Raw genomic sequence first — 16,401 nt, 5'->3', positions numbered from 1 at the left:
GCTATTCCCTAATCTAGAACATTAACCTGCCTAGTATCGAGATTAATCATTCGACTTCTCGTATCATTACGCGAAATATAAATAGGTTGTCCGGTAGAGTCGATCCAATATGAGATGGGAATCGAAATTCCACAATTTCGGTAAGATCCGTCAGCATGGCTTGTCCCAATAATCATCGTGTTATATTTCACAGCAATCCTAGTGGCTTCCTCGATCCATAATTCAAATTGTTCTTCGCTGAACATGCCTACCCCAATCGGATGTGCGATGAAATCTAACGACTTAGCCTGTCCTTCCAAACCAACGTATCCTTGCAGAAGCTCAACACACAGCAAATAACCAATACTGAGGCCATCCGCTTCCGCAACTGACGGGCGATACAGCTGTTCATCCATCGGCGATTTGGCTCGTTCCAAAATGATGTCCCCAGAAGGATGAATCATTAGCGCTCTATCCTTGTTATTGCTGTTCCTATATCCTGTAATGATCAGCTTTTTATATATTTTGGCAACTTCACATAAGGTCTTTACACTGGCTTCATCTGCTACATAACCTTCTGGATACAACACCCCGTCAAAAGAATCCTGTCTGCTCATTTCTTTGAGCAAATGCTCCAAATGTGGTTCGTGATTAGGTTGCGCTACGAGTAATCTCATATTTCCCCTCCAACGGTTAATTAATTAGCACCTTCACCTGTTCTAAGCTTTGCTCTGCACGACTGTTCAAAGCTCTCTTATCTTTAAGGCCAAGCTCCTTAAGCTCATGTCCAGGGTCAATGACCAGCGGCTGTGAGATTACATTTTCGAGAATTTGCACAGCAACTTTACAGGCCTCAAATAATAGTTCTTTTGGGATCACTTGTTTATGAGAGCCAATAATTCCTACCAGTTTCTCTGCGTAGATCAATCTAACCAGACTATCCGCACTCATCATATTCCGCGAGGCAAAAGAAGATACCTTCTCCACAATCCAGCTGTCTTGATAGTTTCTCGATAAGGCATCTAGTGCAGTAATTGCATCCCAATCTCGGATCGACAACTGCTCGGCGTACGCCAAGGCCATTTCATTGAGCCATTCTATCTCTTGTTCTCTAGGAATTTCAAAACTCTTATACTCTTTCAGCAAACCTGCCTTATGCATATCTAAAAAATGACCCAGAAATCGTGTGTATAACTCCTTGGCTCTTTGTAGCTGTTCTGTCATTTGGCGATCATCCTTTCACTACACAAATCATATCCGTCCGCAGGTTTCTTTTCAAACCAGAAAGTAAAAAAAAGGCAGACAGCGAAACAACTTCGCTACCTGCCCTCGGATGATCTTCGGATTTTAATACAATTACAACCAAATTTCGCATATTTTTGACCGAAATCAAGTAATTCCTCCTCAAATTCATCCGCAAATCGTGGTAAAATAGTTCCTTAGGATTATTTATATTCATACATGTTGAAGATATCACCGGAGGGAATACCATGCCACATACACTTAATAAAAATATTGATTTTTTCATAGCCGCTTTATCCCAAACTTATATCACTGCCCTACAGCTTGACCCTGATGGAATGTATTCTGAGGTTGCCTCAGGAATCGTTGAAGAGTTCTCCGATGTACAGGTACGCCTTAGAAGATATGACGGCTCCGTATCACACTATGCTAGGGACAACACAAAATTCCAGCGCAATAAAGGTTAGATGAGAATGCATACCAAAAAGACGTGACTGGAGAAATCATCTATAATGATCTTTCCTCCCGTCACGCCTTTGCATCCTCTATATCCTGCTAGTTAAGTACAATCCATTCCCCTTCGGCATTCGCTGACTGTACTTCCGCCTCTATGATTTCCAAAGAATCTGCTGCACTCTCAGGCGTACAAATGATAATAGGCTTATCTTGAATAATCGCATCCAAGAAATAGACCAGCTCTCTGTAGTAACCCGCATCCGGGGAAAGCTCCACCGTAAAGCCTGCTCCATCATTGGGATTCACCTTGACTCCACTACCATCAAATACAACATTTCCTCGCTCGAAGTTAACCCTGTACCCCATGTAGAATCCAAAGTCGCCCTCCAGCGTCCAGTCCACCTGAGCATTGATCACCTTTGCATCCTTATAAAAATAGTGTGTAGAAGCAATATCATATCCGCTTCCCGGTAGAACATTCCGGCCCAAAGTCGATACTTTATCCGGTCTGCCAAACAGATAGTTAATCATATCCGTATCGTGAATATGCATATCCACAATGCATCCACCGCTTAGCTTCTCATCCAGAAACCAATCTTTAGGAGCCCCTGAACCACGGTAGAAATATCCTTCTGTCACTTTACCAAATTGCTCAGTTTCCACAACTTCTTTCAAATATTCATACCCTGGCCAAAAACGAAGGCACTGCCCGATCATCAATTTCTTTCCACTGCGCTCCGCTGCTTCTACCATTTTCTGTGCTTCTACTGAAGTTCTAGCCATCGGCTTCTCACAAAAGACATGATATCCTCGTTCCAGCAAAGAACAAGCCATTTCAGCATGCAGGTAAGTAGGAACTGCGATATCGATCATATCCAGTTCCTCATTCGCTATCATTTTCTCCAGATCATCATAGAGACTGTAAGCTGTTAAATCATACACTTCTCGAGCGGTACTCATATTGCCGTCCGCTTTACCGTCTTTCAATTCCTCAATTCGCAAGTCACAGATGGCTTTAAGGGCAATGGGATGCCCCTCTTCCGTTAAGCGAACATAATTATCAAAATGCATCCGGCCCATAAATCCAAAGCCAATCAAACCTATTTTCAACATAGTGAAGCCTCCCCAGCTAAATGATTAATAATTAAACAAGCTCTATCCAAGCACCTTCCAGCCCAGCGGATTGTATCTCAGCCTCAATGATTGCTATAGGCTGAGCATCGCCTTCCCCCATACTTTAAGCTTTGAAAGTGGTACGTCCGAGAATGGCATCCATAGCTGCAGAAGTATTAAAAATAATTTGCTCCGTATAATGTGTGTATGACGGTATCATTTCACCGGTAACATAATTGTTGTATCCAATGTCTTCAAGCGCTTTCATGACTGCTGGATAATCCACATCCCCAGCGAGCAGATCAACAAATCCGTGAAGCCCACCAGCCGTCCGACGGTAATCCTTGAAATGCACCTTTTTAATTCTATGGCCTAGAATCCGTATCCACTGCTCTGGATAACCGGAATGCACGATATTTCCAACATCAAGATAGGAACCTACATAACTGGAACCGACCGTATCAATAAAAGTACGTAATTCAAGCGGAGACAGCAAGAATTTATTCCACACATTTTCAAGACCAATAGAAACGCCTGCTTGCTCAGCATCCTTGGCTAAATGACTAATCGCTTCCAGCGCTCTATCATAAGCTTTTTCATAATCAACAACCTCACAGCCCTCGATGAAATCCACACCAACAGCGCCAGGGATGACAAGAATTGTATCTACACCTAGCGCAGCCGCCAGCTCCAGTTGCTTTTTGCATACATCGATTGCCTTGGTTCGATTCGCTTCAGATTCACTAGTCATCGCATAAGACCAATATAGACCTGTTGCCAGCCCCGCGATCTCCAGACCCGTTTCATTAATAGAATCACGAAGGATACGCGCTTCTTTCTCAGTGGTTTGCAGGCCAAGTTCACCTGACTCATTTAATGACAGCTCGATCCCCTCAAATCCAGCCGCTTTGGCTAGACGTACACATTCTTTAATTTCAGTTCCTTCGCGAAACGACCAGATGTTTATTCCCTTTTTCATTTGAATCCTCCTCCTATTTGTTCTTTTCCGTTTTCCACTTCCTAGGCTTAGATGCACTTTGTATCCTTTAATTATTTATATTATACTAGATTCTAAATTCGATTTATTTAGGCGAAGAAGAGACTTTTTGCACTATTCCGGTCTATTCTATTAAACATTCAGGAGGCAGTGACATGTCTGACAAAGATCCCTCTTACCCACTGAGAAAGCAGGTACCCTCTCGTGATTGGGCACCCGGAATTCACTATGCACAATTGCAGACACTTCCACCTTGCACCTTCCAAAGAAGAAGGCTATATGACTTCGAGCTACTATATGTTCGCCAGGGCAAATTATTAACAAAGATGGATAAGGAAGAATATATACTGAACGCTGGGCAGCTTATTTTCCTCTCATCTGGGGTATATCATCAGAATATTATCCTGTCAGATTCAGACACTAAGCTTATTGGAATCCATTTTGATTTCTTTGGGGAATCAATTATTACACATGATGAAGATATGGTAGTTAATGAGGATGAAGTCATACACGATAAATTCGCCTTTGAAGCTATAACTGTCCCCTTCATGCCATTGTCACAAGAACCGATCTACTCCCCGCCACCCGAATGTGTTCATGCCATGGAACAGCTCGTTCATGAATTCACTATGCGGCCTGCCGGCTATGAGTGGGTCTGTCGAGGGCTACTACTTGGTATTCTGACTTCGCTGCTTCGAACGCAAAGCTCCCGAGATGCAGCTAAGTCTTCAGTTCATACTGAGCGGATCAGGGCATTAATAGACGAGATAGAAGAGCGGTTAGCAGAACGCTGGACCAATAAATCCATGGCCACATCCATGAATATGCATGAGGACCACTTTGCCAAGCTCTTTCGTGAGGTCGCAGGTATGCCCCCCGGAGAATACCTCCGCTCGATCCGGCATAGGGAAGCGCGTAAGCTGCTGCGAGAAACGGATTGGCCGATTGAACGGGTGGGAGATCAGGTCGGTTATCCCGATATCCATTATTTCAGCAGGGTGTTCACGGCAAATGAGGGGATTTCTCCGCGGGCGTATCGCAAGTTGTCCCGGATTCTCTAGATACGGAAACCCCAGAACATCTCAATCCAAGTAAGAAGAACTCGCCAAAAACATTGCGGTTGATGGATTCATGCTTATGATTAAAAAGCAAAAGCCCCCTTCCCTGAAAAATCGAAGAAGGGGGCGGCTCTAAAACTAATTAGGGAAAAACTCCCTGAAAATAATCAAAATTCGCTCTAAACGAACGAAATCAGGGAATTCCTCCCTAATAATAAGGGGGATTCCTTTAATTGCTGTCGAATCAGCAAAACTTTAGGGAGGTTTTCCCTGATTATTAATCTAATGACCAAAAATCCCGAAATTTCAGGGAGAAATTCCCCAATTACTCTATCGAAGCGGTACAATTCAGGAAAGTTTGAGACAACAGCGGCCGCAAGTCCAAATATTCTCCGTAGTTACGACTGACTCCTTAAATGTATGTCTTAAAGTGAAGTTACATATTCATATCCAGCCACACACTTTCCATCCCGTTCAATTCCAGCTCTATTCTCAAATCGTTCTCCATCAGGATCGTCGTCTTTTGGGTCTCCGCTGTGTTATTTACAGCACAATAGCGGCCAGTCTCAGGGTAAGCATGACACTCTACATTCGGATTCAATGAGAACCAAGAATACAATTGTTCCTCTTGATGTGCAGCCCAAAAGATCGCCCGGCTCAGTAATCTAGTATTCTGGATACTATACGGCAGCCCTGCAATATAAACGCCTCGACCCTGCCCAAATGAATTCACGGCAAGATTGCAGCTATTGTCGTGCACATCCAAGACTTGTGCTCCAATCTCCGCTTGATAAACCATGGTCATCCCTTCACCATAATCAATGTCGCCTTCCAGATCTTCCGTAATGAAATGCTCCTTTACTGGCGTTACCTTAGGCTTACTAACGCTTGCTGTAAAACCCATTTCCTTTTGAACACCTAAAATATCCGCTAGTTGAAAAAGAACCCCTTGATGCTCATATGCCGTTGGATCACCAATTCCAATAAAACCGCCGCCTTGATGCACCCATTCACGAATGCTAGACACCACTTTTGGATCACTCCAATGATCTCCGCCACTCCAAGAAGTATGGACATCACCCGCGTTAATGATCACACCGATACTAGGATCAATCCCGTGTTGTCTAATATCATCAAAGCTTATAAATTCAATGTCGAAAGGCAATCCTGCGAGTGACTCCAGTGCCCCTATGTAGGAATAACATCTTTGATTCCATAAAGAGTGAGCCACTTGGTGCGTCTGCCAGCTGCGAATGTACCCCCAAGTATTAAGAATCGCCACTTTAAACGATGCCTTATACGGCTGAGTCCCTTCAGCATTTGCATGAATTCCTTTAAACTGAGTCGCAATCTCCGTCACATGATCAATAAAATTAGGGAATTGGTACGCCAGACTTAGATATCCGCCATACCCCATTCTTCCAACCGATTTACGCATAAGTGCCCGGCGACATTTTATCCAGATCGGCATGGACTCTCCAACAGGATCTCCACCTTCAAAGAATATATCTGGGAAGAAGTAAGGGTAGAACCGGGCTTCGGTATCCTTAATAGGAATATCCGCGATCATACGGGTCGTAACCCCATCTCCGGCAGCCCCGACCACTGCATCTAGCCCAATCTCGGAAAAATATTTACCATAAGGCTCTGTCCCTGCCCAGTGATCCCCAAAGAACATAATGGCTTTCTTACCGAAATCATGCACCATATCAACACATTGTTTGGCATAACCTGCAATGAATTTCTGATTAAATTCCATCCAGTCCAAATACCTTGGCGTCGGATTCATAAACGGTGTATTATATCGTCCTTGATCCACAAAATCTTCCGCAGTCAGACGATATCCATAAGCTTGTTCAAACTGATCTAATGCTAATGGACTTACGCAGCTTAGATAGCCAAACCAATTAACTTGCTTCTCCTTACCTTCCTTATTAAAAATCAAGTCGAAATTATAAAAGAAGGTAGTAAAACGAACGATATCAGTCTTCGGATGCTTTGCTAGCCAATCTTTCAGCACCTTCAATACATGCTCTTGCGCCTCGGGATAACGAACATCCAGTGGTAAGCGATGCTCTTCCGTCCAGTTATTCGTGATGTGATTGTACATAGAGACCGGTTCCCAAATCTGATAGGCCAAGAAACTGACGGTATATTTGTGAAACTGTTCCGCCTGCTCAAGCGTGACGATCCCCTCTGCATAACTCCAATGTGCCGAAGGTACTATTTCTCCTGTGGTCCGGTTTACAACCTGCCAATACTTTTTAATATCCACATCTGTATTAGGAACAAATTGATCTGCAAAAAAATCTGCCATAATATCGATGGTCTTCACCTTCGGTGTCACAATCAATGGTGCAGACATCAGATAAATCTGCTGTCTATACTGTGGATGCTGCTTTGCCCACTCGTTGTCCTCACGTACCAGACAAAGCGTTGAATAGATTTGCAGACCCATATCAAGAATGTCCTGCGATAGACTCGTGCCATCACTGTCACGTACAGCATCTACACCCCATCTCTCTACAAGATCAGCTATGACCTCTTCCATTCCTGTTTCACCAGGTAGTGTAAATCTTCCTTTGTCCACACAAATTCCCTCCATAACTTTGTAGTTCAGCCCTTAATTCCACCAGCGCTTATTCCTTGGAGCAATTGTTTTTGTCCTACCACATATAGGAGAATCGTTGGAATGAGTACCAAGATCAATGCGGCAAATAGTGCGCTCCAATCTGTAGCATACCTTTGAACCTCAAACAGATTGGCTAATCCCACCGGTAATGTTTTTTTGCTATCCGTTTGAATTAGAACTAATGCCAGTGGATACTCATTCCAAAAGCCCATCGCTGCCAGCATACAGACCGTTACAATTCCCGGCTTAGCTAGTGGCGCAATGATTCTGACGAGTACCCCTGTATTCCCGCAACCGTCAATCTTGGCGGCCTCTTCATAATCTCTAGGGACAGATCTTAGAAATCCGCTTAACACAAAGATCGCAAAAGGAAACTGAAGGACAGCATAGATCAAACCGAGCATCCCGCGATTGTCCAGCATTCCGAAAGAATTCACCTGAATAAATAAAGGAACCATGATATAAGAAGCTTGGAGAAAGATACAGGCCATATAAATATTAAGAATCATTTTGGAACCCCAAAACTTAAATCTCGTTAATACATAAGCTATAGGGACCACAAAAACAACTAGAATCGCAGTGGAAAGCACCACTAGAAAGATAGAATTCAGGAAATAACTTCCCATCTTGGATTTCTGAAAAGCACGTACATAGTTATCCAAGTGTAAGGCTTGTGGAAAGGAGAAAGGATCGGTTAGAAATTCCGTGTTGCTCTTAAATGAGGCTAAAAGATTCCATACAAACGGATATAACAAAACAATAGTAGCTACAATCAGAAACAGCCGAGTGATCCAATTGATAATGTTCATTTTTATAAGACTCTGTTGATTACTATTCACCCTTCTCCCCTACCCTTCTGCTCGATTTGTAAGTAGTCTAGACAGAAAAGAAAGGATAAAGGCAAACGCAAGCGTAAAAATCGCGATAGCCATGGCATAACCAAAATTCGCATTTTGGAACCCTTGAGTGTACATGTAATGGAGTAATACAGTAGTACCACCGGCCGGCCCACCACCGGTCATGATTGTTACGACGATAAAGCTTAAATTGATCGTACCAGCCAGGGACAGCACGAAGGTTATACCAATGATTTCTTTTAACAGTGGGATCGTAATGCTGACAAGCTTCCGGAAATATCCTGCACCATCAATGGTCGCCGACTCGAACACATCCGCAGAAATCCCATCTATTGCAGCGATATACATCACCATATAGTAACCAACCGCCTGCCAGATCAGAGTGACCGCTACGCACCATAATGCAGTTCGGCTATCCCCAAGCCAAGTCATAGTCAGTTGATCCAGCCCAATACTTGAGAGAATATTGTTCAAGATCCCCATGTTCGGATGAAACACAAAGGACCATATGATCCCGACTACCGTCAAAGAGATAATGCTGGGGAAAAAGAATACCGTCCGGTAAAAGCCTCTCTCTTTCAGCTTCGTCTGCGTCAATAGAAAAGCAAGCACTAAGCCAAAGGCTAAGGTAACCACCGGCACGACCAGCATCAGCTTGAACGTATTACTAAGCGCTTTGAGGAACATCTCATCTTGGAACATATATTTATAGTTATCCAGAAAGATAAACTTGTTCTCATCACTCATCCCGGTTGCATCCGTAAAAGACATAAAGAATGCCCGAAAGGTTGGAATGATCATAAATACGAGAGTCAACAGGAGCGCAGGAATGGTACATACGGCTATGAATAGCTTCGGATTTTTAGTTTTCGTTGACTTAGTCTTTAATTTTCTGTTTCTAGGAGCTACTTCCGTTAGTTGCATCTCAGACATCTTTCTCACTCCTCTTCATGCAAAATGCATCCTGTTCATAGATGTCTGTATCCATTCTTAACAGGATGCATTGGCATGAGATGCTATAAATTATTTACTAGCTGCTTTCTCTTTACGAATCTGTGCAAAAGCTTTTTCAACATTATCCATCCATTGGTCAGTGGTCATTTGACCTGTCATGACTGGCGTCATCGTATTCTTGAACATTTCAGTGACTACACTAACTTTGGAGCCCTTCGGTAAGGATTGCCAGCCTTGCAGAATTGAAATGGAACCATTGTAAGCCTCAAACATGTCATATACACCTTTGGTCAAGTATGGCTTCGACAGCTCCTTCGCACCATTAAGTGCGTACGCACCATTAGCTTTTTCCGCGAATAATTTAACGGACTCATCCGTATACAGGAACTTTAAGAATTCTTTAGCCAGCTCTGGATTTTTAGCTTTTGCTGGAATGGAGAATTGCTCATAGCTGGAAAGCACATACTTCTGATCTCCTTTATTAAATACAGGGACGGTTGTCATCCCAAATTCAAAGCCATTTTCTCTAGGTGAATCCTTCATTTCATTTTCCATCCAGTTGCCGTTTACAATAAACAACGCTTTCCCCATCATCATATCAGTCTGCGATTGGGTATGGTTCAAGGCAACTGTGCCATCCATCAGATATCCGTCTTTAGATATTTTGTAGAATATATCCAATACTTTTTTGATCGTGTCGTTCTTAAATGAACCTTCCTCATAAGCAAAGACTTTATCTAACGTTTCTTTACCGCCCGCACTAGCAATCGCAGGATACAGAATTTCTTCCAAATAGTCCGGATAGATACCTTGATAAGTGAACAACGCTCTTTTCGTTTTCGTTCCATCTGCATTGACCAAGAAGTTCTCTTCTTTTTTCAGCTCATCGCCTAATGCAAAGAACTCGTCCCAAGTCTCAGGAACACTCCAGCCTTTTTCCGCGAACAAAGTTTTGTTGTAAATCAAGCCCATCGGTCCAGCGTTAAAAGGTGCCAGATAGATCTTCCCGTCTTGATACGGCTGAAATCTTGTGCTGTCCAGCATTCCTGGAAGAATCATTTCCTTTAGCGTCTCATCTTTGTCTAAGGCCTTGCTTTCGAATACATCACTGATATCTAGAAGTCCTTTTTCTTTAATGAGGGAAAGCATAATCCCACTTTGCTCTGTATCCGTAACAGATAGGAAGTCAGGAGGATTACCGGCAACAATCTGTGGTCTGATCACTTCACCAACCTTAGGGTTGATCGTCATATTCACTTTTACCCCTGGATAAGTACTCTCGAATTTACTGACAATTTCATTCCAATAATCGGCGCCATATCCCCCTTGGAATACAGCAATACTCAGTTCCTTGTTATCAAAATCCTTCTTAGCATTCTCTTTAGAAGTATTCTCGGCGTTCGTTGTACTTGTCGCTTCCGCTGTACTCGTAGCTTTTGTAGAATTCGAATCCTTTGAGGCAGCTGGTGTATTCGTGCTATTCCCACAGCCAATCAATCCCACACCCAGCAGCGAAACTGCTAATAACGTACTCATTGTCTTTCTCATAAACGCCCTCCTTAAGATGTTCTTACTAATGACCCAACCACAGATCAAATATTGAAAACGCTTTATCTGATAACTTAAGTATAGAAGTGTTTACGTTTTATTTACATTTACAATACAAACGTACCTATGTATTATTTTATCCATCTCTCATTCAGGTTTCAGATATGCTTATTCATCAGAATCACATGACTTGTAAACTTAGCGGTTAAAGGAATGGATAATACTAACGATTCCATAGATTATTCTTGCTTTTCGCCCATGCATATATATTCCATTCTTCTTTTTATGTTAACTTGTAAGTAAAGGATATCGAATGGGAGGTCATCCACCTGAGTCATAACAAAGGGAAGCGGTATTTTCCTAGTCCCCCACAAATCATAAGAAAAATTAAAATTCAAAATCGCTTAACCGTTATCTTCTTAATCGTTTCCGTGATTCCAATCATCTTTATAGGTTTCTATTCCTATACTATCTACTCCAAATCCATTAACAATAAATTAAGCAAATCTACCTTTCAGGCTTTGACACTGCTCAATCGAACGATGTTAAGCGAGCTTAATAACTATCAATATCTTGCCGGATCTGTTTCTACCAATCCTATTATTCAGGAGCGTTTAACGGCAGCACCTAATGAACCCGCTCCTAGCAATGCTACTATTAACCACGCTATGGATAATGTGTACAGAACCATTTATCCGGGATATGTTCAGAACGTTCGGATCATAGATTCCAAGAACGAACCTATTTATGAATTAGGCTATGACGGCATTCCCAATCCAAAGTATGGGGAAATCATGAAACAGGTAGATCTGAATGCCCCTTATGACAGTCTTAATTATGTAAAAAGCTATCGTGCTTCCCATACGATTGTCCTGGGGCGTAAAATTTTTGATCAAGAAGACATTGGCGTTCCATTAGGTTATGTGTTTGTTTTTATCGGCGGGGAGTTATTCTCAAAAGTCATTCTTTCCAGTGTGGACTTAGGAACAGGTTCTAATCTGCTTATCATGAATAGAGAAGGAATAGTGATGTCCTCCAACCTAAAGGGTACAACACTTGGAGAAGCCTATGATAAAGGTCAACTGTTTAAGCAAATCAAGGAACAAGAGGCTCAGAAGAACCATTCCTTTCAAGGCTTAGTCAATGGCAAAATGCATCAGATCTCCTATATCAATAATAATCAATTAGGCTGGTACATGATTTCTACGGTTCCTTTCTCTTATATTAATTCTGAGACAAGTAAAATCACCACTGGACTCCTTATCGTCGTCAGCATCATTGTAATCCTTTGTATCCTAATTATCATCGTCTTGTATAAAAGTATCCTAAAGCCTATCAAACAAATTATTGTCTTCTGTAATCAAATTTTTTATGGCAATTTATCCAATCGTATAGAAGATCACAGCAACGATGAGATGGGTGTTCTGGCTAATAGGATTAATAGCATGGTCAGCCGGATTGAGCAACTGATAGAGGATCAACAGAAAGATCAAAAGAGGCAGCGTTCGCTTGAATTACAAATGCTGCAATCACAGATTAACCCTCATTTTTTATTCAACACTCTAAATTCCTTGCGATGGCTCGCAATGATTAACCAGGTTCCGGTGCTAAGTGATGGTATCTCCTCTCTCGCAGAATTACTGCGCAGTACCATCATCGATCAAGATGAGGAAATAACCATCAAACAAGAGCTTAATAATCTGGACAATTACTTTGCTATTCAAAAAATACGTTATGCTGATCGATTTGATGTTGAATATGATCTAGATGAATCGGTATTACATAGTCTGATCCCTAAACTTATTCTGCAGCCGATCGCTGAGAACGCTATCATCCATGGGGTTACGGATATTGGAGGAAAAGTTCTTATCCGCATTAGGGCATACGCAAAAAATGAATACACACTTGTTATAGAAATCATTGATAACGGAAAAGGCTTTGACACGAAAAAATCGGAAAAGGCTGATACGCTGTCCGGTATCGGAATTTCTAATGTAGCCGATCGCATTAAGCTTCAATATGGTGAGAGCTACGGACTATTCATCACAAGCTTGGTGGGTCAAGGAACCTGTTGCCGCCTGATTATCCCCAAACAAACCTACGAAGAAGATAAGGGGTGATACTAGTGTATCCAATGTATAATGTAATGCTGGTGGATGATGAACCTATTGTAAAAGTCGCGCTCAGAACCATGATTCCATGGGAAGAGCTTGGATATATGATCTGTGCTACAGCCTCTGACGGAGTTGAAGCTTTAACCCTTGTTGAGAAGTTTAATCCACATATCATCATTACAGATCTCAAAATGCCCAATATGGATGGTTTGCAGCTGATAAAAGAACTCAATAACAGAGGGTTTGCCGGAAAAATCCTGGTGGCAAGTAACCATGGGGAGTATGAGTTGGTTCGTGAAGCATTAGTTCTTGGCGCTGTAGATTATATGCTTAAGATTAGTATGAAGACTGCGGACCTCATCCAGTTGCTGGAGAAATCCACGCAGCTAATCCAAGAACAGCTTCAGTCCAAGCAGCAGCTAGAGACACAATCTCAGCTATTGCAACACAATTTAAAGAGTGTGAAGAATGCGATTTTAAAAGATTATTTTACCGACCCATATTATGATATGAATCAGCTTGAGCAGCAAAATTCTATAACACTCGCTTTTAGTGAAAATAGCTGCTACTTGTTCTACATCACCTTTGAGCAAAATACCGCCAGCCCTAGCGCACGTAAAAACCAGCTATCGGTATCCTTCATTGAAAACATCATCTTAGATATCCTGGAAACCGTAGATCAATTCGAAATTATTCAGCTTGAATCGAATGCATTGTTGCTGCTAATCTCCACTGATACCTTAGACAATCAGCAAATTATCCGTACCGACTTTATCCATAGAGTTATTCAGTTGATCAAAATGTATATTTCCATTACCCCTACCATTGTTTATTCCCAGCCCATTAGAGGATACGCTGAGGCGAAAGTAATGCTAGAGCGATGTAAAGAATCCTTGGAAATCCAATTTTACAACGAAATAACGATTATTGATCCCGAGATTGTCCATTTAAATGATACGCTCGATTTCGAAAACGTTCATGAGTTCTCTACGAATTTAATACAGGCCTGGAAACGTTCGGGCGTTGAAGCCGTTAATCAAGCCACTCAAAATTTCCTTGAGACCTGCAGATCGAAACAAATAAAGCCGGCTGAAGCCAAAACATTCATCGTTAATTGTCTGCACTATCTTCCATTATGCGATGCTCACATTATCGTTGAAGATCCAAAGCTTTTGAAAACAACTATTGAGAATATTGCAAACAGTAAACGAAGTGCTGAGATTCTAACGCAGATGGAGCTTTTATTTCAATTATTCTCACATCAAAAACAACAGATTGTGACTACCCATAATAGGGATGTTAAACAAACAATTGATTATATCAATGCAAATTATCAGAAAAAGCTGACCTTATCTCTGATTGCCAAGCAGGTCAACTTAAGTGAGAACTATCTATCCAGAATCTTTAAAGAAGAAGTCGGCCAAAGTATCATTCATTACATTAACACCGTAAAAATGGAGAAAGCCGCAGAGTTAATTCTAAAGGGCAACCCTTATGTCAAAGAGATTTCTACGCAAATCGGTATACATGATCAATTTTATTTCACCAGACTTTTCAAGAAGCATTTTGGAGTTAATCCGAGTGAATATAAAGATTATGTTCAAGCGACGCTTGGCTCAGGAAATTAAGATCCTTTCTTTTACGACGAAAAGCCGTTGCTGTAGATCAGCAACGGCCTCTTTTTTGGTATTACAACACTTTCCGAAACAATTCATTGTTTAATCGCTCCAGCTGCAGAAGATGATGACGATAGTGCATCTCAATAAGCAGGAACCATTCCTCCGCGGATAGTCCACCAAATCGCGGGTGAGATACGGTATTTTGTTTGGACGCTTTTTCAAGAGACGGTTCGATCTCTCTCATTCTTTGGATGACTGAATGTAACCCTTGAATTAATTGTTCCTTGCTCTCCGGCTGCTCCGGCGTATATTGGGCGGAAGGCGGAACCTGAATACGAATGGGCGGAAAACTGCCTTGTGCAAATATAGCCGCACCATCCTCGGTTTTCCCCACATGAGATACCAAGGGATCTTGGTTGGGCACTAGACATTGATCAATATTACGAAGCTGCATATACAGTGCCGAGTTAATGAGATGTTGAACCATCTGTCCGATGGACCACTCGTTTTCACTCGGCTTTTGCATCAGCTGCTCCAGATTGAATCGCTCTACTTCTTGAATATAGTATGTCGCAGTTTCTTCAAAACGTTGTAAGGCTTCTTTTGTTGTAATCATTATATATCAGCTCCTGTAGTCATTGATTATCCAAGTATATAAAAACGCTACTGACAGCGTTATGTCAGTAGCGTTTTAACATTATTTCTAGTTCGTTTCTAACTTGATGGCGAAAAGATTCCGGCTCTAGCACAACCATGCCACCTCCCCAGCCCAGCACCCATTGCAGCAATTCCGCTGGCTCTCGAACCCGAAAAGTAACCCGTAAGCCTTCCGCATGATCCTCTATAGTTTCCATATAAAAATTGTTCGATTCCCTTACCTTATCAGCTATGTCAGAATGGACTAAGATAACCACATGAACGTTGCGATCATCAGGAGGTTGGTATACCTCCAATTGAAAATCCGCTGGCCGTATAAATTTATCTTCCAGTTCAATAAGCTCCCTCATTCGGGATAACCGGAAATGACGGATGTCTTGACGCAATTCACACCAGGCGACGAGTACCCATGATCCTTGATGAAGCACAAGTCCGTAAGGAGCAACCGTACGAATACTTTGACGGTTCCCATCGGCTTCGGCGATTCTTTTGGAATAACGAAATCTTATTTTCCTTTCCTCCAATATCGCTCGACGAATAGCTTCCAGACATGCCTTTTCTTGTATTGGTGCTATATCTGCTGCGGATGCAAATAAACGAAAACTTTTGCGGATCTGTGATGCTTCAGTTCGGATGGCTTCTGGCAGGATAGCTTCTATTTTCGCTTTAGAACTTCTAGCCTTATTGCCATAGTGGGCATCAAACCACTGCTCGATAAAGTCAGTCCCGATAAGCAATGTCACTGCTTCGTCCAGCGTGAAACTAACGGGTGGCAGGAAATAGCCCTCAATCAAGGAGTAGCCTTGCCCTGGCGCTCCTATTATGGATACGCCCGCTTCACTCAGTGCCTGAATATCCCGATAAATAGTTCTCACGCTCGTTTCAAACGTAGCCGCCAAATCCTCCGCTCGCAACACTTTATTACGCTGCAATTCAAGCACTATAGCTAACAGACGGTCCATTTTGTTCATACGGCTCTCCCTCCCCGAGAAATTGATTTTCTATCTCTAACGGCAATGTAAAAAACCTCTAAAAGCTTCTTTATCTATAAATCATTTTTATATTAGATATTATAAACATTAATTTTACTTATATCGCTCTAAAAGGGTATAGTAATATAGGGTTTATAACCATTATTTATATATAGAGTATACCCTTATAAGAGGAGAGATCAT

Annotated in this window: 15 protein-coding genes; 4 read left to right on the top strand and 11 right to left on the bottom strand. The window is 42.0% G+C overall.

Annotated features, from left to right (window positions below; all coding sequences use genetic code 11):
• Positions 1–8 precede the first annotated feature (8 nt).
• Genes ACQKMP_RS09680 through ACQKMP_RS09670 form a run of 3 tightly spaced genes read right to left on the bottom strand, consistent with a single transcriptional unit; the run spans position 9 to position 1,372 of the window.
• The gene (locus ACQKMP_RS09680; RefSeq protein ID WP_341128863.1) at positions 9–656 is read right to left on the bottom strand and encodes a hypothetical protein; all 648 of its coding nucleotides are present in this window, start codon (positions 654–656) and stop codon (positions 9–11) included.
• A gap of 16 nt (positions 657–672) precedes the next feature.
• Entirely contained in the window at positions 673–1,203 is a 531-nt protein-coding gene (locus tag ACQKMP_RS09675) for a hypothetical protein (protein WP_341128864.1), read from the bottom strand.
• A gap of 7 nt (positions 1,204–1,210) precedes the next feature.
• Positions 1,211–1,372, bottom strand: coding sequence for a hypothetical protein (locus ACQKMP_RS09670; RefSeq protein WP_427469297.1), 162 nt, complete (start codon positions 1,370–1,372; stop codon positions 1,211–1,213).
• A gap of 97 nt (positions 1,373–1,469) precedes the next feature.
• Here ACQKMP_RS09670 and ACQKMP_RS09665 point away from each other — a divergent pair, with 97 nt between their 5' ends.
• The gene (locus tag ACQKMP_RS09665) at positions 1,470–1,688 is read left to right on the top strand and encodes a hypothetical protein (RefSeq protein WP_042190628.1); all 219 of its coding nucleotides are present in this window, start codon (positions 1,470–1,472) and stop codon (positions 1,686–1,688) included.
• 88 nt (positions 1,689–1,776) lie between these two features.
• On the opposite strand, the gene ACQKMP_RS09660 is transcribed toward ACQKMP_RS09665, so the two are convergent.
• Both ACQKMP_RS09660 and ACQKMP_RS09655 read right to left on the bottom strand, forming a co-directional pair.
• On the bottom strand, positions 1,777–2,790 hold the full coding sequence (locus ACQKMP_RS09660) for a Gfo/Idh/MocA family protein (protein ID WP_042190630.1): 1,014 nt from the start codon (positions 2,788–2,790) through the stop codon (positions 1,777–1,779).
• Positions 2,791–2,914: 124 nt separating this feature from the next.
• A complete protein-coding gene (locus tag ACQKMP_RS09655; RefSeq protein ID WP_042190633.1) occupies positions 2,915–3,769 on the bottom strand; it encodes a sugar phosphate isomerase/epimerase family protein in 855 nt (284 codons plus the stop codon).
• 173 nt (positions 3,770–3,942) lie between these two features.
• Here ACQKMP_RS09655 and ACQKMP_RS09650 point away from each other — a divergent pair, with 173 nt between their 5' ends.
• The gene (locus tag ACQKMP_RS09650; protein WP_427469296.1) at positions 3,943–4,848 is read left to right on the top strand and encodes a helix-turn-helix domain-containing protein; all 906 of its coding nucleotides are present in this window, start codon (positions 3,943–3,945) and stop codon (positions 4,846–4,848) included.
• Positions 4,849–5,281: 433 nt separating this feature from the next.
• Here the strand turns inward: ACQKMP_RS09650 and gnpA are convergent, their stop codons facing one another.
• From gnpA to ACQKMP_RS09630, 4 genes are all read right to left on the bottom strand, one after another.
• Complete coding sequence (gene gnpA / locus ACQKMP_RS09645; RefSeq protein ID WP_427469295.1) at positions 5,282–7,435, bottom strand: 1,3-beta-galactosyl-N-acetylhexosamine phosphorylase; 2,154 nt, start codon at positions 7,433–7,435, stop codon at positions 5,282–5,284.
• Between the two features lie 26 nt (positions 7,436–7,461).
• Positions 7,462–8,316: a carbohydrate ABC transporter permease gene (locus ACQKMP_RS09640; RefSeq protein ID WP_427469294.1), complete on the bottom strand. Its 855-nt coding sequence runs from the start codon at positions 8,314–8,316 to the stop codon at positions 7,462–7,464.
• Positions 8,317–8,325: 9 nt separating this feature from the next.
• On the bottom strand, positions 8,326–9,267 hold the full coding sequence (locus ACQKMP_RS09635; RefSeq protein WP_427469293.1) for a carbohydrate ABC transporter permease: 942 nt from the start codon (positions 9,265–9,267) through the stop codon (positions 8,326–8,328).
• A gap of 90 nt (positions 9,268–9,357) precedes the next feature.
• On the bottom strand, positions 9,358–10,836 hold the full coding sequence (locus tag ACQKMP_RS09630; RefSeq protein ID WP_427469292.1) for a carbohydrate ABC transporter substrate-binding protein: 1,479 nt from the start codon (positions 10,834–10,836) through the stop codon (positions 9,358–9,360).
• 431 nt (positions 10,837–11,267) lie between these two features.
• Here ACQKMP_RS09630 and ACQKMP_RS09625 point away from each other — a divergent pair, with 431 nt between their 5' ends.
• Both ACQKMP_RS09625 and ACQKMP_RS09620 read left to right on the top strand, forming a co-directional pair.
• Positions 11,268–12,956 (top strand): sensor histidine kinase, encoded by a 1,689-nt coding sequence (locus ACQKMP_RS09625; protein ID WP_341124437.1) that lies wholly within the window; start codon positions 11,268–11,270, stop codon positions 12,954–12,956.
• Positions 12,957–12,970: 14 nt separating this feature from the next.
• A complete protein-coding gene (locus tag ACQKMP_RS09620; protein ID WP_427469731.1) occupies positions 12,971–14,578 on the top strand; it encodes a response regulator transcription factor in 1,608 nt (535 codons plus the stop codon).
• A gap of 61 nt (positions 14,579–14,639) precedes the next feature.
• Here ACQKMP_RS09620 and ACQKMP_RS09615 read toward each other — a convergent pair whose 3' ends face one another.
• Together ACQKMP_RS09615 and ACQKMP_RS09610 are read right to left on the bottom strand one after the other, a co-directional pair.
• Positions 14,640–15,182, bottom strand: coding sequence for a DinB family protein (locus ACQKMP_RS09615; protein WP_340974952.1), 543 nt, complete (start codon positions 15,180–15,182; stop codon positions 14,640–14,642).
• Between the two features lie 67 nt (positions 15,183–15,249).
• Positions 15,250–16,197, bottom strand: coding sequence for a YafY family protein (locus tag ACQKMP_RS09610; protein ID WP_340971965.1), 948 nt, complete (start codon positions 16,195–16,197; stop codon positions 15,250–15,252).
• Positions 16,198–16,401 lie beyond the last annotated feature (204 nt).

Source organism: Paenibacillus sp. NPDC101420, assembly GCF_050277435.1.
In the GTDB taxonomy this organism is placed as follows: Bacteria; Bacillota; Bacilli; order Paenibacillales; family Paenibacillaceae; genus Paenibacillus_AQ.
The sequence above is the reverse complement of the archived record's forward strand: the minus strand, read 5'-3'. Positions and strand labels throughout refer to the sequence as shown.